This is a genomic window from Photobacterium piscicola (assembly GCF_046058925.1).
Taxonomy (GTDB): Bacteria; Pseudomonadota; Gammaproteobacteria; order Enterobacterales; family Vibrionaceae; genus Photobacterium; species Photobacterium piscicola.
This window is the reverse complement of the sequence record NZ_CP175534.1, coordinates 986,286-1,011,972: the sequence shown is the minus strand read 5'-3', so window position 1 is coordinate 1,011,972 and position 25,687 is coordinate 986,286. Positions and strand designations below refer to the sequence as shown.

The 25,687-nt window shown below is 42.3% G+C and carries 20 protein-coding genes, 5 tRNA genes and 3 rRNA genes; 11 read left to right on the top strand and 17 right to left on the bottom strand.

The window, feature by feature from the left end:
- Nucleotides 1-34 precede the first annotated feature (34 nt).
- Nucleotides 35-1,303: a TIGR03503 family protein gene (locus ACJZU6_RS04985; protein ID WP_408900724.1), complete on the bottom strand. Its 1,269-nt coding sequence runs from the start codon at nucleotides 1,301-1,303 to the stop codon at nucleotides 35-37.
- Nucleotides 1,304-1,310: 7 nt separating this feature from the next.
- A complete protein-coding gene (dnaQ, locus tag ACJZU6_RS04980) occupies nucleotides 1,311-2,033 on the bottom strand; it encodes a DNA polymerase III subunit epsilon (RefSeq protein WP_408900723.1) in 723 nt (240 codons plus the stop codon).
- Between the two features lie 51 nt (nucleotides 2,034-2,084).
- Here dnaQ and rnhA point away from each other — a divergent pair, with 51 nt between their 5' ends.
- A complete protein-coding gene (gene rnhA / locus ACJZU6_RS04975) occupies nucleotides 2,085-2,549 on the top strand; it encodes a ribonuclease HI (protein ID WP_327770194.1) in 465 nt (154 codons plus the stop codon).
- Between the two features lie 8 nt (nucleotides 2,550-2,557).
- Here rnhA and ACJZU6_RS04970 read toward each other — a convergent pair whose 3' ends face one another.
- Nucleotides 2,558-3,316, bottom strand: a complete 759-nt coding sequence (locus ACJZU6_RS04970) for a class I SAM-dependent methyltransferase (RefSeq protein ID WP_408900722.1) — start codon at nucleotides 3,314-3,316, stop codon at nucleotides 2,558-2,560.
- Between the two features lie 41 nt (nucleotides 3,317-3,357).
- On the opposite strand from ACJZU6_RS04970, the gene gloB reads away from it, so the two are divergent.
- The 3 genes from gloB (at nucleotide 3,358) to ACJZU6_RS04955 (ending at nucleotide 6,430) form a co-directional block, all read left to right on the top strand.
- Entirely contained in the window at nucleotides 3,358-4,116 is a 759-nt protein-coding gene (gene gloB / locus ACJZU6_RS04965; protein WP_107277067.1) for a hydroxyacylglutathione hydrolase, read from the top strand.
- A 71-nt stretch (nucleotides 4,117-4,187) separates the two neighbouring features.
- Complete coding sequence (locus ACJZU6_RS04960; RefSeq protein WP_408900721.1) at nucleotides 4,188-5,744, top strand: LysM peptidoglycan-binding domain-containing protein; 1,557 nt, start codon at nucleotides 4,188-4,190, stop codon at nucleotides 5,742-5,744.
- Nucleotides 5,741-6,430 carry a Yip1 family protein gene (locus ACJZU6_RS04955; RefSeq protein WP_408900720.1) on the top strand — a complete coding sequence of 230 codons (690 nt, stop codon included), beginning with the start codon at nucleotides 5,741-5,743 and terminating at the stop codon, nucleotides 6,428-6,430. Before ACJZU6_RS04960 ends, ACJZU6_RS04955 begins: the two co-directional genes overlap by 4 nt.
- Here ACJZU6_RS04955 and ACJZU6_RS04950 read toward each other — a convergent pair.
- The 11 genes from ACJZU6_RS04950 to gmhB form a co-directional block, all read right to left on the bottom strand.
- Nucleotides 6,427-7,293, bottom strand: a complete 867-nt coding sequence (locus tag ACJZU6_RS04950) for an endonuclease/exonuclease/phosphatase family protein (RefSeq protein ID WP_080158150.1) — start codon at nucleotides 7,291-7,293, stop codon at nucleotides 6,427-6,429. The genes ACJZU6_RS04955 and ACJZU6_RS04950 overlap by 4 nt on opposite strands.
- A gap of 95 nt (nucleotides 7,294-7,388) precedes the next feature.
- The gene (locus ACJZU6_RS04945) at nucleotides 7,389-7,724 is read right to left on the bottom strand and encodes a DUF1904 domain-containing protein (protein ID WP_408900719.1); all 336 of its coding nucleotides are present in this window, start codon (nucleotides 7,722-7,724) and stop codon (nucleotides 7,389-7,391) included.
- Nucleotides 7,725-8,746: 1,022 nt separating this feature from the next.
- Nucleotides 8,747-8,823 (bottom strand) — tRNA-Trp (locus ACJZU6_RS04940).
- Between the two features lie 37 nt (nucleotides 8,824-8,860).
- A tRNA-Asp gene (locus tag ACJZU6_RS04935) sits at nucleotides 8,861-8,937 on the bottom strand.
- 68 nt (nucleotides 8,938-9,005) lie between these two features.
- Nucleotides 9,006-9,121: ribosomal RNA gene (gene rrf / locus ACJZU6_RS04930) — 5S ribosomal RNA — on the bottom strand.
- A 137-nt stretch (nucleotides 9,122-9,258) separates the two neighbouring features.
- Nucleotides 9,259-12,166: ribosomal RNA gene (locus tag ACJZU6_RS04925) — 23S ribosomal RNA — on the bottom strand.
- A gap of 362 nt (nucleotides 12,167-12,528) precedes the next feature.
- Nucleotides 12,529-12,604, bottom strand: a tRNA-Val gene (locus tag ACJZU6_RS04920).
- A 69-nt stretch (nucleotides 12,605-12,673) separates the two neighbouring features.
- A tRNA-Lys gene (locus tag ACJZU6_RS04915) sits at nucleotides 12,674-12,749 on the bottom strand.
- 37 nt (nucleotides 12,750-12,786) lie between these two features.
- A tRNA-Glu gene (locus ACJZU6_RS04910) sits at nucleotides 12,787-12,862 on the bottom strand.
- A gap of 101 nt (nucleotides 12,863-12,963) precedes the next feature.
- Nucleotides 12,964-14,508: ribosomal RNA gene (locus tag ACJZU6_RS04905) — 16S ribosomal RNA — on the bottom strand.
- Together the 16S, 23S and 5S rRNA genes with 5 tRNA genes alongside form the textbook arrangement of a ribosomal RNA operon.
- Nucleotides 14,509-15,105: 597 nt before the next feature.
- On the bottom strand, nucleotides 15,106-15,663 hold the full coding sequence (gene gmhB / locus ACJZU6_RS04900; protein WP_408900718.1) for a D-glycero-beta-D-manno-heptose 1,7-bisphosphate 7-phosphatase: 558 nt from the start codon (nucleotides 15,661-15,663) through the stop codon (nucleotides 15,106-15,108).
- Between the two features lie 292 nt (nucleotides 15,664-15,955).
- On the opposite strand from gmhB, the gene metN reads away from it, so the two are divergent.
- The 7 genes from metN (at nucleotide 15,956) to ACJZU6_RS04865 (ending at nucleotide 21,758) form a co-directional block, all read left to right on the top strand.
- Nucleotides 15,956-16,990 carry a methionine ABC transporter ATP-binding protein MetN gene (gene metN, locus ACJZU6_RS04895; RefSeq protein WP_408900717.1) on the top strand — a complete coding sequence of 345 codons (1,035 nt, stop codon included), beginning with the start codon at nucleotides 15,956-15,958 and terminating at the stop codon, nucleotides 16,988-16,990.
- Nucleotides 16,980-17,666 (top strand): methionine ABC transporter permease, encoded by a 687-nt coding sequence (locus ACJZU6_RS04890; RefSeq protein ID WP_080159018.1) that lies wholly within the window; start codon nucleotides 16,980-16,982, stop codon nucleotides 17,664-17,666. Before metN ends, ACJZU6_RS04890 begins: the two co-directional genes overlap by 11 nt.
- Nucleotides 17,667-17,718: 52 nt before the next feature.
- Entirely contained in the window at nucleotides 17,719-18,534 is an 816-nt protein-coding gene (locus ACJZU6_RS04885; RefSeq protein ID WP_080159017.1) for a MetQ/NlpA family lipoprotein, read from the top strand.
- 99 nt (nucleotides 18,535-18,633) lie between these two features.
- On the top strand, nucleotides 18,634-19,335 hold the full coding sequence (tsaA, locus tag ACJZU6_RS04880; RefSeq protein ID WP_408900716.1) for a tRNA (N6-threonylcarbamoyladenosine(37)-N6)-methyltransferase TrmO: 702 nt from the start codon (nucleotides 18,634-18,636) through the stop codon (nucleotides 19,333-19,335).
- 126 nt (nucleotides 19,336-19,461) lie between these two features.
- A complete protein-coding gene (locus ACJZU6_RS04875) occupies nucleotides 19,462-21,177 on the top strand; it encodes a proline--tRNA ligase (protein WP_408900715.1) in 1,716 nt (571 codons plus the stop codon).
- A gap of 185 nt (nucleotides 21,178-21,362) precedes the next feature.
- Complete coding sequence (locus ACJZU6_RS04870) at nucleotides 21,363-21,566, top strand: YaeP family protein (protein WP_080159014.1); 204 nt, start codon at nucleotides 21,363-21,365, stop codon at nucleotides 21,564-21,566.
- A gap of 3 nt (nucleotides 21,567-21,569) precedes the next feature.
- The gene (locus ACJZU6_RS04865; protein ID WP_080159013.1) at nucleotides 21,570-21,758 is read left to right on the top strand and encodes a DUF4250 domain-containing protein; all 189 of its coding nucleotides are present in this window, start codon (nucleotides 21,570-21,572) and stop codon (nucleotides 21,756-21,758) included.
- Between the two features lie 92 nt (nucleotides 21,759-21,850).
- On the opposite strand, the gene ACJZU6_RS04860 is transcribed toward ACJZU6_RS04865, so the two are convergent.
- The 3 genes from ACJZU6_RS04860 to accA form a co-directional block, all read right to left on the bottom strand.
- Entirely contained in the window at nucleotides 21,851-23,062 is a 1,212-nt protein-coding gene (locus ACJZU6_RS04860) for an aromatic amino acid transport family protein (protein WP_408900714.1), read from the bottom strand.
- 170 nt (nucleotides 23,063-23,232) lie between these two features.
- Nucleotides 23,233-24,549, bottom strand: coding sequence for a tRNA lysidine(34) synthetase TilS (tilS, locus tag ACJZU6_RS04855; protein ID WP_408900713.1), 1,317 nt, complete (start codon nucleotides 24,547-24,549; stop codon nucleotides 23,233-23,235).
- Nucleotides 24,550-24,692: 143 nt separating this feature from the next.
- Nucleotides 24,693-25,652 carry an acetyl-CoA carboxylase carboxyl transferase subunit alpha gene (gene accA / locus ACJZU6_RS04850; RefSeq protein ID WP_080159010.1) on the bottom strand — a complete coding sequence of 320 codons (960 nt, stop codon included), beginning with the start codon at nucleotides 25,650-25,652 and terminating at the stop codon, nucleotides 24,693-24,695.
- Nucleotides 25,653-25,687 lie beyond the last annotated feature (35 nt).

The window sequence follows — 25,687 nt, the reverse complement described above, 5'->3', positions numbered from 1 at the left end:
TGTTCAAAGGCAAAAACCACTGAACATCACATACTTATTTAGGCACAATTAAATCACTCTGAACAGCACGTTTACGTCGCCACATCAATAACACCACCAGCACACTTATAACGATGACAATATTGGTAATAACAACCCACAATAACCGTTGTTGCTGTTCATTCTGAATAGTTAGTTGCTGTTTTGCCTGTTGCTGCGCTAAAGAAGCACTAAAATCAACCGCGACAGCGGCAACTTGGGTATAGTTTTGTTGGGATAAACGAAACACTAACTCTCGCTGAGTCAATGAGTCAGTCACATACGCCCAACCTCGCCACCATGCTTTACCTATTTGAGCATCATTAGGCCATGTAAGAACTAAATGTGACTGTTGATGGTGGGAGCTTCGTTGAATAATTCTCGGCTTTTGCTGGGGTTGTTTAACCACCAGATAAGCAGCCAATGATCCTGCAAGCGTTTGATCGGCTTTAGCCTCAATATTAACGCTATGCGAGGTTAATGGTTGATGGCTTTGTACAAATGAGGTCGTGATAGGTGCAGGATAAACAAGCACAGTTTGCTCAACTGCACGTTTAAATACCCCATTAGTTGATGCTATTTCAACACGGTATTTACCCGGTTCAACATTCACATTAAGTGCCACAGTAAAAATACCATCACCCGCAACTTCATCATACTCTTGGCCATCATCGGCAAATTGCCCCACCTCAATTGGTGCCGGCTCATTTGACTCATTCAACTCATTCAACTCATTCAACTCATTCAACTCATTCAACTCATTCAACTCATTCGATAATATGGACGTCAGCGGATAAAAAACCACCTTTAACTGCACGCGATCTAAAAAATCACGTAACAGTAATGGCTGTTTATTTTGCGTTAGCTGTGCACTAAATTTTAATACTTCTGTTTGATACAACTGTGCGGGTAACGGTTCAGCCTGTAATTGAATATTTGAGATGAATCTAATGCCATTATTTATCGACACTTTCCCTAAGGCTTGCCATGGCCCCGCCATCGGATGAGTTATAGAAATAATATCCATCCCTTTATCGGTATACCATGACATCGTTTTTGCGTGGCGATCAGCATAATATTTACGTCCATCAGGGGCGACTAACACCACTGACTGGCTCGGTTGCTCACGAGTGACAACAAACGTTATTTGCTCTATCTCAGGATCAACACGAAAGCGATTATCAAGCCACGTTAATCTCGCTTCTGCTTGCGCCCAAGCACTTGCTATTAATATCCAAGTACAGAGCGGAACATAGAAAATAAGTAGCCATAATCGCCGCAACATACTGCCTCTAAAGACGCCAAATAACGTCAGCCTTCTTACCAATCAGATCAAGCCTATCTTGATGTGCTGTTAGTTCATCGGCCGTTGCATGAATAACCTTTAATTCTTTTCGACCACTAGCCAAACGTCGAATACTGGTTTCCGTTGTAGAGTCATCGTTACCACTGCTTAAACGTAATGATGTTTGACCACCGGTCATCATCAAATAAACGTCAGCTAGAATCTCGGCATCGAGTAATGCGCCGTGCATCGTACGATGTGAGTTATCAATACCATAACGCGAACATAAAATATCAAGGTTATTTCGTTTACCCGGAAACAGCCTTTTCGCCATTTCGAGGGTATCGGTTACTCGACAAATATCTTCTATTTTTGCGATTGATGCGCCCATCTTATGGAATTCATAATCCATAAAACCGGTATCAAACGATGCGTTATGTGCGACAAGCTCAGCGCCATCAATGAAATCCATAAACTCTTGGTGAATATCTGCATACACAGGTTTATCACGTAAAAATTCATCCGTAATACCGTGGACAGCTATCGCCTCTGGATCGATTTTTCGATCAGGTTTGATATAAACATGGAACGTATTACCAGTTAATTTACGGTTAATGATCTCTACCGCACCAATTTCGACAATACCGTGGCCTTCATAATGAGGGCCCGTCATGTTCATACCCGTTGTTTCTGTATCAAATACAATAATGCGTTGGTTTGTGGCTTTCATAGTAGTTAATGTGTCAGACTTAAGTTTTTATCTAAGGCAAAACTACCCACTATGATGAAGCAGGTAGAAATTTTCACCGATGGATCGTGTTTAGGTAATCCTGGTCCCGGCGGTTATGGCACAGTATTAAGATACAAACAACACGAAAAAGAGCTTAGTGGTGGCTATTTAATGACCACCAACAACCGCATGGAACTGCTTGCCGCTATTATGGGACTCGCCAGTTTAAAACAACCATGCCTTGTTGATCTTACCACTGACAGTCAATATGTGCGTCAAGGAATTACGCAATGGATACATAATTGGAAAAAAAGAGGTTGGCAAACAGCAGATAAAAAGCCCGTCAAAAATGCCGATCTTTGGCAACAGCTTGATCAAGAAACCCAGCGCCATCAAGTTCAATGGCATTGGGTTAAAGGTCATGCCGGACATCCAGAAAATGAACGTTGTGATGTTTTAGCGCGTACGGGTGCAGAAAATCCAACGCAAGCTGATAACGGTTATCAGCCAAATTAAACTAAAGCTTACGAACGCGAAGAGGTTTTAGTACATGTTTTTTCAACCTGAGTTCGACAATTAATTCGCAGCGGTGCTAATTGTCGACGTAATTTCCAGGTTGGTTTAATCAGCTTTAATGGACAAGTCCGTTTACGTGCCACAATAAAATATAAACTACCCACCGCAGATAACGGTTCCGATAAAACATGTTCAAGCCATGCTGCACAAGCAAGGTGCCGAGTAGCGGGGACTATCGCAAACGTTTCTTGATACACCACTTCATAGTTGAGTAACCGTAACCAATCATTAATTCGAAACGGTAAATACATCTTACCCGTCCACGGTGCTTGACGGCGATTCCATGGTAATAACCCTCGTAACCCTAATAGGCTCAATGGGTTATTACCACTTAATACTAAGTAGCCATCATCAACCATCACGCGATCGATCTCACGTAATAAGCCATGAGGATCTGCCGCATAATCTAATTGATGCATTAATAAACATGCATCAAATGATTTTTCAATAAAGGGTAATTCTAAAGCATCTGCCACAATTGTGCGTTGAGGGCTGAATTTATCAACACAAATTTGATGTTGAATATTACAATGGCTACTGGTCAGCTCTGCACTGAGGCCACCAAGCTTTAACATGTGATAGCCGAATAATTTAGGGCACCACTCATCAAGTCGTGTCTGTAATAATTCTGCTACCCATTCACCATTGATCACATTCGACCATGTATAAGGAACTTCAATGTGTGTTACTGTACGCGCTGGCTTCATAAGATACTGCTCAACACCTGATAGGGCTGGAGACAAAATTCATGTTAACTGTTAAAAGCATACCCGCATTTAAAGACAATTACATCTGGCTGATTCAAAACCCAGACAATCATTGTGTCGTTGTTGATCCTGGGGATGCCACGCCGGTTCTTGAGGCAATCGAAAAAGACAATTTAATTCTAGATGCAATCCTCATCACTCACCATCATCATGATCATGTCGGTGGTATTAGTGAATTAAAACGTCGATTCCCTGCTACCAAAGTCGTTGGCCCCAATGATGAACCTATTCCCGGTATCACTCGCCCAGTAGAAGATGGCGATCAAGTTGATATCTTTGGCGAACGTTTTATGGTGCTGAGTGTACCCGGGCACACTTTAGGTCATGTCGCTTATGTTGGTGATGAAAAACTGTTTTGTGGCGATACATTATTCTCAGCTGGCTGTGGTCGTATCTTTGAAGGTACACCCGCACAAATGTTTAATTCCTTGCAAAAAATAGCCTCATTACCCGATGAAACTAACATCTATTGTGCTCACGAATACACCGCTGGTAATCTTGCTTTTGCCTTAGTTGCAGAACAAGATAATGCGCACTTACAACGCTACCGTGATCAAGTGAATCGTCTGCGCGCCAATGGCCAAAGCACTTTACCTACCACTCTAAGTAATGAAAAACTTATTAACCCATTTTTACGTTGTGACCAGCCAAGTATTAAACGCTCAGTTGCTGATAAAGCGTACGATAACTCAGATATTGAGACATTTGCGGCACTTCGACGTTGGAAAGACGAGTTTTAACGTTTCTCCCCTTGTAACCAAGGTGGTTGGGCAAGTATTATCACCAACCATTTTGGCTACAAACGACTGTCATGAAATTCAAAATTCTTTTAGCAAGTGTGCTTGTTATCGCAGGTTGTCAGACAACAAAAGAGACAACGCAGGCCGATACTAACCAACCAAAAACTGTCGTTGAGCAACCTACTAACACTCCAGTTGAAACTGTAGTGCCGATTGTTCCTGTCATCAAAGAAACACAACCTGTTGTGGCACACCTAACGCCTCAACAGCAGCAAGATGTGTGGAATCGCATTGCGATGCAGATCACCACTAAAATCCCTAATAACAAACGTGTTCAATATTACCGTAACTGGTATTTAAAGAACCCGCGTAACCTTGAAATTATTGCTCAACGTGATCAACCTTTCCTGTACTACATCACGGAACAAGTTGAAAAACGAGGTATGCCGCTAGAACTGGCTCTTTTACCTATTGTAGAAAGTTCATTTGATCCACATGCATACTCAAGTATGGCAGCAGCAGGCCTATGGCAAATTATTCCCGACACCGGTCGCCGTTTTGGCTTAAAACAAAATAGTTGGTATGACGGCCGCCGTGATGTGGTTAAATCCACCACCGCAGCACTTAATTTACTTGAGTATTTAAATAAGAAATTTGATGGTAACTGGCAACAAGCATTAGCGGCTTATAATACTGGCGAAGGCCGTGTTTTTAGTGCTATCCGTAAAAACAAAGCCGCAGGTAAACCAACCGACTATTGGGCGCTTGATTTACCCAATGAAACCAGCAGTTATGTGCCTAAACTGTATGCGGTTGCTGATATTATCATGCACCCTAAAAAATACGGTTTTCACATCGAACCCATCCGTAATAAGCCCGTTATCGCTATCGTAAAACCTGGCGTACAAATGGATCTTACCATTGCGGCAGAATTTGCAGGTATCAGTACCAGCGAATTAAAAGATCTTAACCCAGCCTACCGTCGTGGTGTTACAGCACCAAATGGTCTTAATCATCTGTTATTACCAATCAACACGGTTAGTCGTTTTAAGCGAGAATTAGCCCAGAATCGTAACGCTAGCATGATGACACACCATCACCGTGTAAAATCAGGTGAAAGCCTAGGATTAATTGCAAAGCGCTACCACAGCAGCATTAAAGCAATTCAAAAAGTGAATAAGCTTAAAACTACTAATATTCGTATTGGCCAATCACTGACTATTCCAACATCGCCAATTTCATTGGTTAACCGCCAGCACCGTGCCGCTGTCCATGTGGAGGCGCAGCATTATGTCGTGCAGTCAGGTGATAACTTATGGAACATTGCTCGTAAGCACAAAACTAGCGTAGCAAAACTTAAACAACTGAACAGCTTAAGTAAAAATGCGGTGCTACATAAAGGACAACGTTTAAAAGTATCAACAGTTAGCACATCAAAGAAAACCGTCGCTAATCACAAAACTATCCATTATAAAGTACGAAAAGGGGATAGTTTAAGTGTCATCGCTCAACGTTATGATGTTTCTGTTGCTGAGATTAAAAAATGGAATAATCTGGCTAACAATAAATATATTAAGCAAGGTCAAAAACTTAAGTTAGTGATTGATCGTCGTAAGGTAAAAGCATGACGCCATCTAAAAATCCAATTGTCGCTGTTATCGATCTTTTTCGTTCACCAATAGAATGCTTTGCTGCTATCTATGAAAGACCGAAATGGGCAATTTTACCCTATTTAATGATTATTCTTGGATCATTCATTTTGTGGGGCAGCTACTTTAACCATGTCGATATGCCGTGGCTGCAACAAACAATACAAGCGCAACTAGGCAATCTTGGTGACAATGCACAACAAGCTTGGTTAACGCGAGAAGTATTACTTGCAGGTGAAGTATTTAGTGATATCACCGGCCGAACAGCGGTGATTTTTGTACTGGCGTTATGGTTAAAATTAGCCACTAAAAGTAGCCGTCATCAGCACAGCTATGGAAAATGGCTTGCAGCGGCATGTTTTATTATGTTGCCATCGTTTATCGGTGACATTGCGAGCTATATTAATATTGTGTTTAACACCAATACTATGTTGCCGAATGCCGCTGACTTAAATAGTATTAATGGTCTTTTAAAATTACCATTAAACAATCGCTGGGCTGCACTAGCGACTACCATGCCGTTATTAGCACCATGGTATATCGCTTTAACTTACGCCGCAGTCAGTGCATGGACAGATCTGGATCGTGCAAAAGCCATTATTGTCGCAGTGCTGCCTTGGGTGTTAACACTGATTGTATGGCCTTTGCTAATTATTTCAGCTTAGTGCATTACTGAGTGAGTTAATTTAAACGTTACTAACAATGGACTATGATCAGAAGCATCCGTTTTTGGTGCTTCTGATTTCACCAACTGCAAATCACGATAATAAAGATGATCCAGCGGCTTACCTAGCACTCGAACTCGCTGATCATTATGGTACTGCACCTCTTTTAGCCCCAGCGAATGTGCAAAAGATCTAACCACTTTAATCCGCGCTTTACGCCACGTATTAAAATCTCCCGCTAATATAATTGGCCCTTGGTGCTGTTCTAATACTGTTTTTAAACTGTCTAATTGCTGCTGATATTCATTTAAGCCAATGGCAAAATTAACCCCGTGAAGATTAACCACCGCCAGCGTTTGACCGTCAGATAGTGTAAATTGCGATAATAACGCAGATTTAGGCAAGCGTAACCATGGTTCCATTGCCAAATAAGCACATGTTTGACGTGAAGATACACGCGATAAATTCATTACACCTGCGGGCGTATCAAGAAAGCGAAACGCATTTGCCATTCTTACCTGCCAATGGTTCGCATCTAAATAATTTTTCAGATCAGTGTTTAAACTCGCTTCTTGCAATAACACCAAATCACTTTTCTGAGTAAACCCTTCTAATGCTTGACGCCAATTAGGACGTTGTTGCTTATAGATATTCCATACTGCAACGGTCAGTACGCCATTATTATCGAGCGGTGGCGCAATTTCACTTTCAATACAACGATAAGTGAAATGTGGGGCAAAAACTTCATTGGTCACTTCAGGTTGCATTGTTACATCAAACGATGAATTAAATGCCCCTAACCCCAACGCGCCAGCCACGACACCTAAACCAGCAACCACTTTTGTTTTTGTTCTGCGAGCCATAATAGCGCCTACATAGACAACTTAGCCCATTAGATTAATGGGCTAATGTCATTATAAAATTAAAAAGAATAAAATCAGAAAAGAATAGCGGTAGCCTAATAATATTGACCATTATCGTAATAAGCTGTAGGTGTCAGCGCGGTAAAAATAACAGCAACATCTTGATTTTTATCGTCAACCGCAGTCCTTATAGCTGCAGTAATCACTGCAGCAACATTATCTTGAACCTCTTGACCACGATCAAACCAAAACACTTCAATAAACGGATAAGCATCAGACACTTCACCATCAAAGATAAATGAAGCAGGAATATGCTCTAATGTAAAATCTTCACGAGGGCATGCCATTAATGGCTGTAAATCATCAACTAACGCTGTTGATAGCAGCTTTACGGTATCAAATGCAATCGCACGAAAACGAAGATGTGGCATAAAAACTCCCAAAAATTGACTATTTACTCTACTACATTACCACTTAATAATGTTCAACCTCTGTTTTTTATTGTTAATAATCTTTTTCGAGGTATTCCGTTAACATCATGATGGTAAATAAAGTGTCGATTTAGCCCTATTTTTTTAGTGAATAAAAATTGAAAGACCATAGTTATAATACGCAGTCATCACACTTAATAAGTGCCTTTTAATACATCAATTATAAACCTTTACTATTTGGGGTAACAGTCCATTGTAGCAACCTCAACCCTCGAGTTTACAGTTATAAATTGCTTAAATATGACCAAAACTAGGGTATTCAATCAGTTAACGCTTGGAAATTTTCGGTATGGCGAATCCGCTGCTCTGCCAGTTACGGCCACACCTAATCTACTACAATAATGCAGACGTAAAAAAGCCCCGACATTACTGTCGAGGCTTTCTTTAATATGGCAGGGGTGGAGAGATTCGAACTCCCAACACGCGCTGATTTTCGGAATAGCGAATCCGCTGCTCTGCCAGTTACGGCCACACCTAATCTACTACAATAATGCAGACGTAAAAAAGCCCCGACATTACTGTCGAGGCTTTCTTTAATATGGCAGGGGTTGAGAGATTTGAACTTCACAACACGCGCTGATTTTCGGTATAGCGGAATCCGCTGCTCTACCAGTTGGAGCTACACCTAAATTATATTGACGTAAAAAATCCTCACATTGCTGTCGAGGCTTTCTTTAATATGGCAGGGGTGGAGAGATTTGAACTCCCAACACGCGCTGATTTTCGGTATAGCGGAATCCGCTGATCTGCCAGTTGGAGCTACACCTAAATTATATTGACGTAAAAAAGCCCCGACATTGCTGTCGAGGCTTTCTTTAAGATGGCAGGGGTGGAGAGATTCGAACTCCCAACACGCGCTGATTTTCGGTATGGAGAATCCGCTGCTCTGCCAATTAACGCTACAAGCATAAATCATAGATGGTAAAAAGGCTCATACCTTTCGATATGAGCCTTTTTTAAGATGGCAGGGGTGGAGAGATTCGAACTCCCAACACGCGGATTTGGAATCCGCTGCTCTGCCAGTTGGAGCTACACCCCTGTAGTTATTTTAAAGACTTAACTCTGTCTTAAATAAATGGCGGAGTGGACGGGACTCGAACCCGCGACCCCCGGCGTGACAGGCCGGTATTCTAACCAACTGAACTACCACTCCGCAGTGTCTATTCAGCATAAATGCAACTTGTTGTCTCTACCTTTATAAAAGATAAAAACGAAATTGAAGCCTGGCGATGTCCTACTCTCACATGGGGAGACCCCACACTACCATCGGCGCTATTACGTTTCACTACTGAGTTCGGCATGGGATCAGGTGGGTCCATAACGCTATGGTCGCCAAGCAAATTCTGGTTTATTTATTGTCTTATGACAATAAATAGCAATCTGGGAAAATCTAACTAGTTGTTCTCAACACGCATTCAAGCGTTTGTAGAGTCCGTCTCTTCTCTTATGAGAAGGAAAACCCCTTGGGTGTTGTATGGTTAAGCCTCACGGGCAATTAGTATCAGTTAGCTCAATGCCTCGCAGCACTTACACACCTGACCTATCAACGTTGTAGTCTTCAACAACCCTTTAGAGACCTTAAAGGTCTAGGGATGACTCATCTTGAGGCTCGCTTCCCGCTTAGATGCTTTCAGCGGTTATCGATTCCGAACTTAGCTACCGGGCAATGCATCTGGCGATACAACCCGAACACCAGCGGTTCGTCCACTCCGGTCCTCTCGTACTAGGAGCAGCCCCTCTCAATCATCCAACGCCCACGGCAGATAGGGACCGAACTGTCTCACGACGTTCTAAACCCAGCTCGCGTACCACTTTAAATGGCGAACAGCCATACCCTTGGGACCGACTTCAGCCCCAGGATGTGATGAGCCGACATCGAGGTGCCAAACACCGCCGTCGATATGAACTCTTGGGCGGTATCAGCCTGTTATCCCCGGAGTACCTTTTATCCGTTGAGCGATGGCCCTTCCATTCAGAACCACCGGATCACTATGACCTGCTTTCGCACCTGCTCGAATTGTCATTCTCGCAGTCAAGCGGGCTTATGCCATTGCACTAACCTCACGATGTCCGACCGTGATTAGCCCACCTTCGTGCTCCTCCGTTACTCTTTGGGAGGAGACCGCCCCAGTCAAACTACCCACCAGGTACTGTCCGTAACCCCGATAAGGGGTCAACGTTAGAACATCAAGCATACAAGGGTGGTATTTCAAGATTGACTCCACAACCACTGGCGCGGTTGCTTCAACGTCTCCCACCTATCCTACACATGTAGGGTCAATGTTCAGTGCCAAGCTATAGTAAAGGTTCACGGGGTCTTTCCGTCTAGCCGCGGGTACACAGCATCTTCACTGCGATTTCAATTTCACTGAGTCTCGGGTGGAGACAGCGTGGCCATCATTACGCCATTCGTGCAGGTCGGAACTTACCCGACAAGGAATTTCGCTACCTTAGGACCGTTATAGTTACGGCCGCCGTTTACCGGGGCTTCGATCAAGAGCTTCGACGCTCTTAATAAAAAGAGCACCTAACCCCATCAATTAACCTTCCGGCACCGGGCAGGCGTCACACCGTATACGTCATCTTTCGATTTTGCACAGTGCTGTGTTTTTAATAAACAGTTGCAGCCACCTGGTATCTGCGACTCCCGGCAGCTTAGAGAGCAAGTCTCATCACCGCTAGGAGCGTACCTTCTCCCGAAGTTACGGTACCATTTTGCCTAGTTCCTTCACCCGAGTTCTCTCAAGCGCCTTGGTATTCTCTACCTGATCACCTGTGTCGGTTTGGGGTACGATTTCTTATAATCTGAAGCTTAGAAGCTTTTCCCGGAAGCATGGCATCAATGACTTCACTACCGTAGTAGCTCGACATCGTATCTCAGCCTTAAGATGAACCGGATTTGCCTAATTCATCAGCCTACATACTTGGACCTGGACAACCGTCGCCAGGCTCACCTAGCCTTCTCCGTCCCTCCATCGCAATTATAAGAAGTACGGGAATATTAACCCGTTTCCCATCGACTACGCCTTTCGGCCTCGCCTTAGGGGTCGACTTACCCTGCCCCGATTAACGTTGGACAGGAACCCTTGATCTTCCGGCGAGGGAGTTTTTCACTCCCTTTATCGTTACTCATGTCAGCATTCGCACTTCTGATACCTCCAGCACACTTTACAATGCACCTTCAACGGCTTACAGAACGCTCCCCTACCCAATATGAACAAGTTCATATTGCCGCAGCTTCGGTGTATAGCTTAGCCCCGTTAAATCTTCCGCGCAGGCCGACTCGACCAGTGAGCTATTACGCTTTCTTTAAATGATGGCTGCTTCTAAGCCAACATCCTGGCTGTCTGAGCCTTCCCACATCGTTTCCCACTTAGCTATAACTTTGGGACCTTAGCTGGCGGTCTGGGTTGTTTCCCTCTTCACGACGGACGTTAGCACCCGCCGTGTGTCTCCCGGATATTACTTACTGGTATTCGGAGTTTGCAAAGGGTTGGTAAGTCGGGATGACCCCCTAGCCTTAACAGTGCTCTACCCCCAGTAGTATTCGTCCGAGGCGCTACCTAAATAGCTTTCGGGGAGAACCAGCTATCTCCGAGTTTGATTGGCCTTTCACCCCTAGCCACAAGTCATCCGCTAATTTTTCAACATTAGTCGGTTCGGTCCTCCAGTAAGTGTTACCTCACCTTCAACCTGCCCATGGCTAGATCACTCGGTTTCGGGTCTAATCCTAGCAACTATGACGCCCAGTTAAGACTCGGTTTCCCTACGGCTCCCCAAAACGGTTAACCTTGCTACTAAAATTAAGTCGCTGACCCATTATACAAAAGGTACGCAGTCACCCAACAAGTGGGCTCCTACTGCTTGTACGTACACGGTTTCAGGTTCTATTTCACTCCCCTCACAGGGGTTCTTTTCGCCTTTCCCTCACGGTACTGGTTCACTATCGGTCAGTCAGGAGTATTTAGCCTTGGAGGATGGTCCCCCCATGTTCAAACAGGATATCACGTGTCCCGTCCTACTCGATTTCACTAATAATGCATTTTTGGTTACGGGGCTATCACCCTGTATCGCGGAACTTTCCAGAACCTTCACCTAACGCAGAACTAGCTTAAGGGCTAATCCGGTTTCGCTCGCCGCTACTACCGGAATCTCGGTTGATTTCTCTTCCTCGGGGTACTTAGATGTTTCAGTTCCCCCGGTTTGCCTCATTAACCTATGTATTCAGTTAATGATACTTGCTTATGCAAGTGGGTTTCCCCATTCGGAAATCCCAGACTCAAGAGGCTTTTACTGCCTAATCTGGGCTTATCGCAAGTTAATACGTCCTTCATCGCCTCTGACTGCCAAGGCATCCACCGTGTACGCTTAGTCACTTAACCATACAACCCCAAGAGGTCTTGTATGTTCAAACAACCAAGGTTTGCGTTTAATACTCCGATCAAGAAAATATTAAACATTGGTTTTTCGCCGGACTCATTTATTTGTCTTCACTTTAAAAAGTGAAAGCAAACACAGACACTTGAATGTGTATGTTTTGAGAACTCGTTTTTATTCAAAGAATAAAAACATTTTTTAAAATCAATCTTTCGATTGAATTTACTAGTCAGCTTTCCAGATTGTTAAAGAGCATGCAATTATCTAACGATAACCACTTTCTAATGATTTTCAACGACAACAATACGGACTTAACAAAGGTATTCTTCATTAAATCTGCGATTCCGTGCAGAAAATTCTTAGAGAGTGGTGGGCGATACCGGGCTCGAACCAGTGACCCCCTCCTTGTAAGGGAGGTGCTCTCCCAACTGAGCTAATCGCCCACGATAGTATCTTATTTATTTTCACTTTAAAAAGTGAAAGCAAATAATATTTCCTTCGTGGAAAGGAAATGGTGGGTCGTGCAGGATTCGAACCTGCGACCAATTGATTAAAAGTCAACTGCTCTACCAACTGAGCTAACGACCCAATTTTCACTGTCTCTTTTTTATAAAAAGAAGAGAAGTGGCGTCCCGTAGGGGAGTCGAACCCCTGTTACCGCCGTGAAAGGGCGGTGTCCTAGGCCTCTAGACGAACGGGACAATGTTCATAACGTAAGTTGTTGGGCAACTTACGTCGGCTCTTTTACATTTCGACCAAGCAATCTGTGTGGACACTGCATAAAACAGTATAAGTCTTTAGGTAAGGAGGTGATCCAGCCCCAGGTTCCCCTAGGGCTACCTTGTTACGACTTCACCCCAGTCATGAACCACACCGTGGTAAACGCCCTCCCGAAGGTTAAGCTATCTACTTCTGGTGCAGCCCACTCCCATGGTGTGACGGGCGGTGTGTACAAGGCCCGGGAACGTATTCACCGTGACATTCTGATTCACGATTACTAGCGATTCCGACTTCATGGAGTCGAGTTGCAGACTCCAATCCGGACTACGACGTACTTTGTGGGATTCGCTCACTATCGCTAGCTTGCAGCCCTCTGTATACGCCATTGTAGCACGTGTGTAGCCCTACTCGTAAGGGCCATGATGACTTGACGTCGTCCCCACCTTCCTCCGGTTTATCACCGGCAGTCTCCCTGGAGTTCCCGCCATTACGTGCTGGCAAACAAGGATAAGGGTTGCGCTCGTTGCGGGACTTAACCCAACATTTCACAACACGAGCTGACGACAGCCATGCAGCACCTGTCTCAGAGTTCCCGAAGGCACTAAGCTATCTCTAGCGAATTCTCTGGATGTCAAGAGTAGGTAAGGTTCTTCGCGTTGCATCGAATTAAACCACATGCTCCACCGCTTGTGCGGGCCCCCGTCAATTCATTTGAGTTTTAATCTTGCGACCGTACTCCCCAGGCGGTCTACTTAACGCGTTAGCTCCGAAAGCCACGGCTCAAGGCCACAACCTTCAAGTAGACATCGTTTACGGCGTGGACTACCAGGGTATCTAATCCTGTTTGCTCCCCACGCTTTCGCATCTGAGCGTCAGTCTTTGTCCAGGGGGCCGCCTTCGCCACCGGTATTCCTTCAGATCTCTACGCATTTCACCGCTACACCTGAAATTCTACCCCCCTCTACAAGACTCTAGTCTGCCAGTTCAAAATGCTGTTCCGAGGTTGAGCCCCGGGCTTTCACATCTTGCTTAACAGACCGCCTGCATGCGCTTTACGCCCAGTAATTCCGATTAACGCTCGCACCCTCCGTATTACCGCGGCTGCTGGCACGGAGTTAGCCGGTGCTTCTTCTGTTGCTAACGTCAAACAGCCAAGCTATTAACTTAACTGCCTTCCTCACAACTGAAAGTACTTTACAACCCGAAGGCCTTCTTCATACACGCGGCATGGCTGCATCAGGGTTTCCCCCATTGTGCAATATTCCCCACTGCTGCCTCCCGTAGGAGTCTGGACCGTGTCTCAGTTCCAGTGTGGCTGATCATCCTCTCAGACCAGCTAGGGATCGTCGCCTTGGTGAGCCATTACCCCACCAACTAGCTAATCCCACCTGGGCTAATCCTGACGCGAGAGGCCCGAAGGTCCCCCTCTTTGCTCCGAAGAGATTATGCGGTATTAGCTATCGTTTCCAATAGTTATCCCCCACATCAGGGTATATTCCCAGGCATTACTCACCCGTCCGCCGCTCGTCAGCAAAGAAAGCAAGCTTTCTTTCTGTTACCGCTCGACTTGCATGTGTTAGGCCTGCCGCCAGCGTTCAATCTGAGCCATGATCAAACTCTTCAATTAAAGTTTTGTTGTCTCTTTCGAGACGGCTCAATGAATACTGACTTCAAAACTACCTTAGTAATTTTAAAGCTATTATCGTTCCAACAGAACGATAATGAATTGACTGTGCCAAAACAATTTACGTTATTTTGTATTGGTCACTCAGTTCATTGATAAATCTTTCGACTTAACTATTCAACGAGTGCCCACACAGATTGCATGGTCAAATTGTTAAAGAACAATACTGACTTTCGGTAACCGCTTGCGCCGTTGCCCGTGTCAGTGAGGTCGCATTATAGGAGAATTTTTAAAACTGACAATAGTTTTTTTACATCAAAATAATCAACCGCTTTTTTTTTATACAAAAATTTATATTTCATCCATTTTTTAATCAAAAATTAATAATGGCTTCATTTAATTTTGTATTTAAATCGTATAGTGATGGCGAAATGAGCGTTAAAAAAGCAGATAAAATGATTATAAAAACTAGAAGCAAAGAAACAACACGTGGAGATTTACAATAAACGGGAATAATGACAAAAAGATAAGGTGCAAAACTTTATTGATAATCCATAAAATAAAAGCAGTAGATCACCTACTGCTTTATAACATGAACAATTACGCGTTTTCAGCGAGCCATGCTGGTACATTCTTAACGCTGTCTAAAACAGCATCTGCTAGAGCTTCACCTTCTTCAGTGATCGCTTTACCTGTACGTACTAATACTTTAAAAGCAACATCTGCCGCTATCGCTGCTTTCATATCATCGGCTTTATCACCAATCATTACTGATTTTGACATATCAATATTCAAGTGACTTTGCGCCGAGATAAACATGCCTGGATTTGGTTTACGACAATCACAATCTTGTAAATATTCACCTTTGCCTTCCGTTGCGTGGTGTGGGCAATAGTAAATACCGTCAAATTCAATATCTTGATCTTCGAAATTCCAATCCATCCATTCAGTCAAAGAAATAAACTCATCTTCGCTGAAGATACCACGAGCAATACCAGATTGATTAGTAACTAAAACAAGTAAGTAACCCATTTCTTTGAATTTTTTACATGCATCAAAAACACCATCAATGTATTCAAAATCATCAACAGTATGTACATAGCCGTGATCAACGTTTATTACGCCATCACGATCAATAAAGACAGCTGGTTTGGCCAAAAGAAAGCCCTCAACAATTAGATATTGGTTTGATTATGTCACGAGTTGGTATTGAAAAGTATTAGTTATCACATCCACAAGACTGATTAGCCATGAACAGAGTACTGTAATAAACCCACAACCATTTAGACGTCTAGACGTAAAAATAGCTATTGACTTAAAAAGCGATTGGAAATAGCATCAACTTAACAGCAGTTGATATATTTTAACTGATACAACCAATTATTAACAATAAATGCAATATAGCACTATTTGCACATAATGGATTGCATCTAATTAATCAGGAAGTTCAATGATAGAAATAAAACAAGTCAATAAAGTGTTCTATCAAGGTGAGAAAGCAATCAATGCGCTAAAAGATATTAATCTCAGCATAGAACAGGGAACAATTTTCGGTGTGATTGGCTCATCAGGAGCAGGAAAGAGTACGCTCATTCGATGTGTGAATTTATTAGAAAAGCCAACAACAGGTAATGTTATTGTTGATGGTATTGATTTAACCACCCTCTCATCTAATGAATTAACTTTAGCTCGTCGTAAAATTGGGATGATTTTTCAGCATTTTAATTTGCTTTCATCACGCACCGTTTATACCAACATTGCATTACCACTTGAGCTTGCTGGTCTTTCAACACTCGAAATAAATACCAAGGTTACTCAGTTACTGTCATTAGTTGGTCTAGAAGATAAACGTAATAGCTATCCATCAAACTTAAGTGGTGGTCAAAAACAACGGGTAGCTATCGCACGAGCTTTAGCCTCTGATCCCAAAGTTTTATTGTGTGATGAAGCCACCAGCGCACTTGATCCCGCAACAACGCAATCAATACTGGCTTTATTACGTAAAATTAATCAGCAACTTAACTTAACTATTTTATTGATTACTCATGAAATGGATGTGGTTAAACGTATCTGTCATCAAGTTGCGATTATTGGTGGTGGTGAATTGGTCGAACAAGGCCTTGTCGGTGATATTTTTGCACACCCGAAAACTGAATTAGCTAAAGCGTTTATTCGCTCAACGTTAGATTTATCGATTCCTGAAGATTATCAATTAAGAATGACACCAACCTCGGTAAAAGGAAGTTATCCCCTTATTAGGCTGGAATTTACTGGAGACTCTGTTGATGCGCCGTTAATTAGCCAAGTTGCACGCGAGTTTAATCTTGATATCAGTATTCTTAGTTCAAATATGGATTATGCCGGCGGAGTTAAGTTTGGATTAATGCTTGCCGAGTTCTTTGGTACTCAAACTGCCATTGATAACGCTATTAGGTTTTTACGTGATCACAAATTAAATGTTGAGGTACTAGGATATGTCGCTTGATGCAATAACAACATGGTGGCAGAGCAATCAGCGCCTAACTGAATTACTTATCGAAGCATTGGGACAAACCTTAACCATGGTGTTAGTGTCCGGTTTCATTGGCTTTGTTATTGGTATTCCTCTTGGTGTCACATTACACCTCACCAAAAAAAATGGTTTATGGCAAAACCCCGTTTTAAATAAAATTCTAGGTATTGTGGTTAATATTGGCCGTTCAATCCCTTTTATTATTCTGTTAGTTGCCATTATTCCTTTTACACGATTTGTAGTTGGCAGTTCTATTGGTACCGCTGCCGCCATTGTGCCACTAACAGTCGGTGCAATTCCCTTCATCGCGCGTTTAGTTGAAGGGGCGTTATTAGAAATTCCAACAGGACTAATAGAAGCAGCACAAGCTATGGGTGCAACACCAATGCAGATTATAGCTAAAGTATTATTACCCGAAGCTTTACCCGGCATTATTAATGCGATCACCATTACTTTAGTGACTTTAATTAGTTATTCCGCCATGGCGGGGACCGTAGGTGGCGGAGGGTTGGGTGATGTTGGTATTCGCTATGGTTATCAGCGTTTTGATGGCACCGTCATGGCTATCACCGTCATTATGCTTGTTATTTTAGTCCAACTTATTCAATCAATTGGTGATCACTTAGTGAAACGTGTCGATCACCGTTAGTAACAAAAGATTATTTATATCATCAAGGAAAGCCCATTTAAGGAGTAATACTATGGCGTTCAATCTTAAACACCTTTTTGCCATTGCCGGCGTTGCTGCAGCTATCACATTAACAGGCTGTAGTGAGCAAGAAACCCCCATTGATAACAGTAAAGTAAAAATTGGTGTCATGGCGGGAGCTGAAGAACAAGTAGCAGAAGTTGCTGCTAAACAAGCAAAAGATAAATATGGGCTTGATGTTGAATTAGTTACTTTTACAGATTATGTATCACCTAATGCAGCATTAGCAGAGGGCTCTATTGACGCTAATGCTTTTCAACATAAGCCATATTTAGATCAACAAATTAAAGATCGTGGTTATAAATTTGCGATTGCTGGCAATACATTTGTATACCCTATTGCTGGCTATTCAAATAAAATAAAATCACTGGATGAATTAAAAGATGGAGATCAAATTGCAGTACCCAATGATCCCACTAACCTTGGCCGTTCTTTATTATTATTACAACAACAAGGACTAATTACACTAAAACCAAATACAGGCTTAACCGCAACAGTATTAGATATTGTGAATAATCCTAAAAATCTTAAAATCGTAGAATTAGAAGCCGCTCAATTGCCACGTTCTTTAGATGATGTTGCATTAGCCGTAATTAATAATACTTACGCTAGTAGCTTAAACTTAACACCTGAAAAAGATGGTATTTTCGTAGAAGATAAACAGTCACCTTACGTTAATATTATTGTCGCTCGTGAAGATAACGTTAATGCTGAAAATGTACAAAAGTTCATTCAAGCTTATCAATCAGATGAAGTTTATAATTCAGCTCAGACTATCTTTAAAGGTGGCGCTGTTAAAGGCTGGTAATCACACCAATTAGCAACACATCATTTAAGAGCAGGCCTTAGTGCCTGCTTTTTATGTTATATTGATTCATTATCTTCAGCTTAACATTGGCTTAATTTGATGGCTTATAGCATTGAACCTATCGGTATCGTCCACTCTCCTTATAAAGAAAAGTTTGCAGTCCCTCGTCAACCAGGACTCGTCCCCAGTGCTCGCTGTGAAGTTATTTTACAAGGTGAAGCTAATTCCCTAGAAGCGGTGCGTGGCATCGAACAATTTAGCCATGTATGGTTATTATTTTTATTTGACCAAAATTTGAAGGCAGGTTGGCGGCCAACAGTACGTCCTCCACGTCTTGGCGGTAATGAACGAATTGGTGTTTTTGCAAGTCGCGCCACTTTTCGTCCCAATGGTATTGGAATGTCAGCCGTTAAATTAAAAGGAATACGACATCATAATGGCCAAGTAATCATTGATGTAGGAGGAACCGACTTAGTTGACGGTACGCCGATTGTTGATATTAAGCCTTATATTCCCTACTCAGACAGTTTACCCAATGCCTTAGGTGGTTTTGCCTCTGAACAACCACCAATATTCGATGTTCAGTTTAGCGAGCATGCTCAACAACAATTACGTGGCAAACAAGCCGATTATCATCGCGCCGTGATCACTGAAGTCTTAGCCCAAGATCCACGCCCAGCCTATAAAAAAGGCAAAACTGACAATAAAGTTTATGCGGTAAATTTATTTAATTTTAACATTCATTTTATGGTGACTGAGCCCATTGTTACGGTAATTAGTATCGATACTATTAATCAATAATAGATCTTATGTAGTTATCTTTGGCGAATAGCGCCGAGACTGGTAATATAACGGGCTATCGTCATGATACTGACGGGTGGAACATCAGTTCCTTCTCTTTCCTTTTATCAATAACGGATACCATCAATGCGTACCAGTAAATATCTTCTTTCTACCCTGAAGGAGACTCCAAACGACGCAGAAGTCATTAGTCACCAACTAATGCTACGTGCAGGCATGATCCGTAAGTTAGCTTCAGGTCTATATACCTGGCTACCTACAGGTCTGCGTGTGCTGCGTAAAGTCGAAAACATCGTTCGCCAAGAAATCGACAATGCAGGCGCAATCGAAACCTTGATGCCCGTTGTTCAGCCGTTTGAACTATGGGAAGAGACAGGCCGCTCTGAAAAGATGGGTCCTGAACTACTTCGCTTTACTGACCGTCATTTCCGTCCGTTTGTACTAAGCCCAACCGCAGAAGAAGTGATCACTAGTCTTGTACGTAACGAAGTAAGCTCATACAAGCAACTGCCACTTAACCTATACCAAATTCAGACGAAATTCCGTGATGAACGTCGCCCACGTTTTGGCGTAATGCGTGCACGTGAATTCTGCATGATGGATGCTTACAGCTTTGATATCGATAAAGACGGCTTACAAAAGTCTTTCGATACTATGCATGCTGCTTACTGTAAAGCTTTTGACCGTATGGGTCTTGAATACCGTCCAGTATTAGCTGACTCAGGCGCAATCGGTGGTAATGGTTCTCAAGAGTTCCACGTACTAGCCGAAAGCGGCGAAGACTTAATCGCATTCTCTACTGAATCTGATTACGCTGCTAACATCGAAAAAGCAGAAGCTATTGCACCTGCTGTTGAGCGTGCTGAACCAACACAAGCAATGACCATTATTGATACGCCAAATGCAAAAACTATTGCAGAATTGGTTGAACAACACGGCATTGCTATCGAAAAAACAGTGAAGACGTTATTCGTTAAAGCTTCTGATGAAATCGACGCACCTATCGTGGCATTGATCATCCGTGGTGACCACGAACTTAACGAAATCAAAGCAGAAAACCTTGCAGAAGTTGCATCTCCATTAGAGATGGCGACGGAAGAAGAAATGCGTGAGCTTATCGGTGCTGGTGCTGGTTCTCTAGGTCCTGTGGGCCTTGAACTACCGTTTATCGTTGATCACAGTGTTGCGGTAATGAGTGACTTTGCTGCTGGTGCTAACGTTGACGGTAAACACAACATCGGTATCAACTGGAGTCGTGACGTTGAACTTGGCCGTGTTGATGATCTACGTAACGTCGTTGAAGGCGATCCAAGCCCATGTGGCCAAGGTACGTTGATGCTAAAACGTGGTATCGAAGTCGGTCATATCTTCCAGTTAGGTACTACTTACTCTGATAAGATGAACTGTAGCGTACTTGATTCGAACGGTAAGAGTTCAATTCTAGAAATGGGTTGTTACGGTATCGGTGTATCACGTGTTGTAGCATCAGCTATCGAACAAAACAATGATAAATACGGCATCATCTGGCCTGACGCTCTAGCACCTTTCCAAGTGGCTATCGTACCAATGAACATGCATAAATCAGAGCGCGTTCAGGAAGCCGCAGAGAAGCTATACGCCGATCTTACTGCAATGGGTATCGAAGTATTATTTGATGATCGTAAAGAACGTCCAGGTGTGATGTTCTCTGACATGGAATTAATCGGTATTCCTCACACTATCGTAATTGGCGATCGTAGCCTTGAAAATGGTGAGATGGAATATAAGAACCGCCGTACAGGTACTAAAGAAGCAGTGATTGCTGCTGATGTTATGGACTTTCTTAAGCAAAAAATGGCTTAATTAACAACCATATAAATTTAAAAAAGCTGCCCATTTAGGCAGCTTTTTTTATAGCTAAATTATCACAAATATTTTTTATCTCTTTCACGGCTATGATAATATTCAACTCAATAATCGCTTAAGTATATTCACATAACATTCGTCACTCTGATCTTATGTGAATATTTTTAGGCAAAGGAAAGACCATGCAAGTTTATCAATGTTGTGAGCTAATTCGAATGACTTACTCTCAAATTGGCAGTGGTGATCAAGGCTATATTCCCACGGCAATTAAGTGTGCAATTAAAACATTGGATGATATTGCCGCTAATACTGAATTACCATTAGACGTACGTGAACGTGCAGCTTTTGCCGCCGCCAACTTATTGATCAGTGATCACGAGGACTAAACAATGGATTTATCAAAATTTGAAACTATGGATACTGTGATGTTGATGAGTATCGTCAACATGAAGATCCGCGATGAATTTAATACCCTCGATGATTTAGTCAAATTTTTTGATATCGATCGTGAACAATTAATTGCAAAATTAGCCACCGGTGGCTTTGATTTCTTACCTGAAGTACAGCAGTTTCGTTAACGTTGACTTATAAACATCAAATAAAAAAACGGCACTCATCAGTGCCGTTTTTTATACTTATTAAATAACATTTCTTTGGTGTAATGACTCAATTAACCTTGGAATATCGGCAGTACATCAGCCATCGCTAATAAATGGAAACACGCAGTTAATACGCCAAAGATTATTACCGCATAAACAGTAATATTGCCACCAGGTACAACAAACCCTTGTTGCTCAGGTTGACGCTGACGCAGTTTTTTAGCTAACAATGCTGGAATAATACAAGTCCAAATCGTCGCAGCAGCACCCGCTAAACCAATCGCCGCTACAAATCCAAACGGAGCAAATAATGAGAACACCAGTGGTGGAATAAAAGTCACCGCCCATGTTTTAAAGCGGCCTTGCTTAGTGTCTTCAAAACCAAAGAAATCCGCCAGATAATCAAATACCCCTAAACCAACACCAATAAATGATGATACAACAGCGGCAATCGAGAAAATATTTAAAGCTTGCTTAACACTGTTAGAGCTCACAACGCTACCCAATGCAGTCATTAACGCATCAACACTACCACCAGCGGCGACAATAGGGCCGAATTGTGTACGCGGTAAATTACCAAAAATACACACCACCCAAATCACATAAAACGTTAATGCAATCAAGGTACCGCCTAAAATAGCGTTTTTAGCACGATTTTCATCACGGTAATAATCACGCATGGTGCTTACTGAATGATGATAACCAAAAGAAGTTAATGCTACGGGTAAAATAGCGAGAGCATAAGGAGAAAGGCTGGTTTGAGAATCGATACTATCAAGCAATGTTGGTAACTGAATATTAGTCGCCAAACCTGAAATACCAATAATAAAACTGATCGCCATAAAAATGATCAACAGCACCGAAATACGATCAACGGCGCGAGTTGAATGAAGCACAAAAACAGACGATGCAATCACAAATAACACTGACGCTAATTTAGCATTGATATCGAATATACCGCCAAAAATCATACCTGATGAAGAAATATAAGCATAAAGCAAAATACCACCAACAAAATACAACGAGAGGTTATTGATCGCATTCACTTTACTTTTCAATACATCTTTTGTAATGGTGTTAAATGACACTTTAAAATCATAATGCTTTAAGGCTTCAAGTAATAACCAACCAGATAATGTCATCATCACCATCGTTACTGAGATCGCAAGTACAGTCCATAATGTCCATGCGCCAGCACCTGCACTTGGCAATCCAAGCATGCCTGCACCTACGCACACACTAGCAATAATGCATGCACCTCCAAGTGTCGATGGTTTACTCATGTTCTATCCTTTATTAGCATCTATTTTGTATCAGTGAACTAGTACAATAATATGCCTCTAATATTTTAGCAACAAAAGAATATCGTTCTGAATAAATATTTATTTAACAACCGCATATGTTAAACAAATTAACATATGCGGTTTTGTTATAAAAAGAGTCCATCAAGGAATTATGAACGTTGCCATATAAACTGCACCGTTGTGATTGCTGTTACTGGAGCAATAAACTCATCGACAACAAATACCCCAGCCATCGCAACTAATTGCTCACCATAAAATAGCATTGGTGTACGGCGACGTAACCAACTCGGCACCTGATATTCTTGGAGTAATTTTTTAAACTTACGCTTACCGCTGCGGCCTTGTGGTTTTATCTCTGGGCCTAAATAATCAAACCGAATAGAGACCACTTCATCTGCATAAGGTAAACGTAATCCTGCTTGGGCTTGTTGCTGCAAACACACACACCCTAATGCTTGTGGTAATTGGCATGGTTGGTTAATTATCACTTCATGCTGCCAATCACTAATGTCTGGCCATTGTTCTAACAGATATAACTGCTGTTGGTAACGACGCACTTGATACTGTTGCCAACACACTTGTGGATTAGCATCGACTTTGGCTTGGACTAAATTAAACCAAATTTGTTCAAGCTGTGCCAATGATGGCATGATCACAGCCTGTTGTTTTAACCATTGTCGAATCAAAGCCATTCCTAAACGAGCACTGATATTTTCCGCAATATATAAACTACCATCAGCTTTTAGTGCTTGTTGGAGCTGATAACTTAATAACTCTTCTAATAAAGCTTCTTGTTCACCACATAAATGCGCACTACGACTGACCGCTTTACGAATTCCCGGCCAGCGATCATTTAGCAATGGTGTTATTTGATGGCGAATAAAATTGCGATCGTAACGTTGATCTAAATTACTTTCATCTTCCACCCATTGTAATTGATGTTGTTTACCATAAGCTTCAATATCTGCACGACGAATGGTTAATAACGGCCGTAAATGTTGTCCGGTTGCAAATGAGGTTAACACTGGCATTGCTGCCAAACCCGCAGGTCCACTCCCCCGCTTTAAGGCTAATAATACCGTTTCAATTTGATCATCAGCATGTTGCGCTGTTAGCAAACTATCACCTGCAGATATATGACGAGATAATGCTTTATAACGTGCATCTCGCGCCGCTTGTTCGACACTGGCACCACCGCCTAATTCACAAACTACGCGCTCAATATCACAATCAATACCACTTGCTAACGCCCATGAAACACATTGTTGCGCCCAACGATCTGCATTGGAACTCAGTCCATGATGAACATAGACAGCATGAGCATGATAATCAGGATATTCCTTAATAAATCGAGCCAGTAAATCCAACATTACACGAGAATCTAACCCACCACTTAACGCTAATACTAACCGTTTTGTTTGAGGTGGATTGACAAATATTTGATGGCAAAAATGAGAATACAACATTGGCTTATATCTTTTAAAAACAGACTATCTAGTCTATACCAGCAGTACACCAACCGACACTCACAAACAGCATTGGCTAACATAAAAAGATAAAAAAAGGCCAGCATTATGCTGACCTTCTTAAAGCGTAAAAATAACAACGATTAACAGTAACCGTAACTCATTAGACGCTGGTAACGACGTTCAAGTAGTTCTTCAGTATCTAACTGATCTAACTCTTCTAATGTCGCTTTAATTTGTGCTTTTAACGTATTTGCCATTAATGGCATGTTACGGTGTGCGCCACCTAATGGCTCTTCGATAATATTATCGATTAGCTCAAGCTCTTTTAAACGAGGTGCTGTTAGACCCATCGCTTCAGCAGCTTGTGGTGCTTTATCAGCATCACGCCATAAAATTGAAGCACAACCTTCAGGTGAAATCACTGAATAGGTTGAGTATTGCAACATGTTAACGCAATCACCCACACCAATCGCTAACGCACCACCAGAACCGCCTTCACCAACCACATTACAAATAACAGGCACAGTCAGGCCAGCCATTACTTTGAGGTTCATTGCGATTGCTTCTGATTGGCCACGTTCTTCGGCACCAACACCTGGGTATGCACCCGCAGTATCGATGAAAGTAACAATCGGCATTTTAAAACGCTCTGCCATTTTCATTAGGCGTAACGCTTTACGATAGCCTTCTGGTTTTGGCATGCCAAAGTTACGTTTAACTTTTTCAGTCGTACCACGTCCTTTTTGATGACCAATAACCATAATTGGACGACCATCAATACGCGCAATACCGCCCACTAACGCTTTATCGTCAGCAAAAGCACGATCACCGGCTAATTCATCAAACTCTTCGAACATGTGCTCGACATAATCAAAAGTATATGGGCGCTGAGGATGGCGTGCGAGTTGCGCAACCTGCCAGGCACCAAGATCACCAAAGATTTTCTTAGTTAATTCGAGGCTTTTCTTTTCTAGTTGCTCAATTTCTTTTTCAAGATCAACCGAGTTAGACTCATCACGGCGTGATACATCACGTAGTGCTTCAATCTTTGCTTCTAATTCTGCAATCGGTTGTTCAAACTCGAGGAAGTTCAGGCTCATACCACTTAAAATCCTTTTGCTTATTTTAATGATAG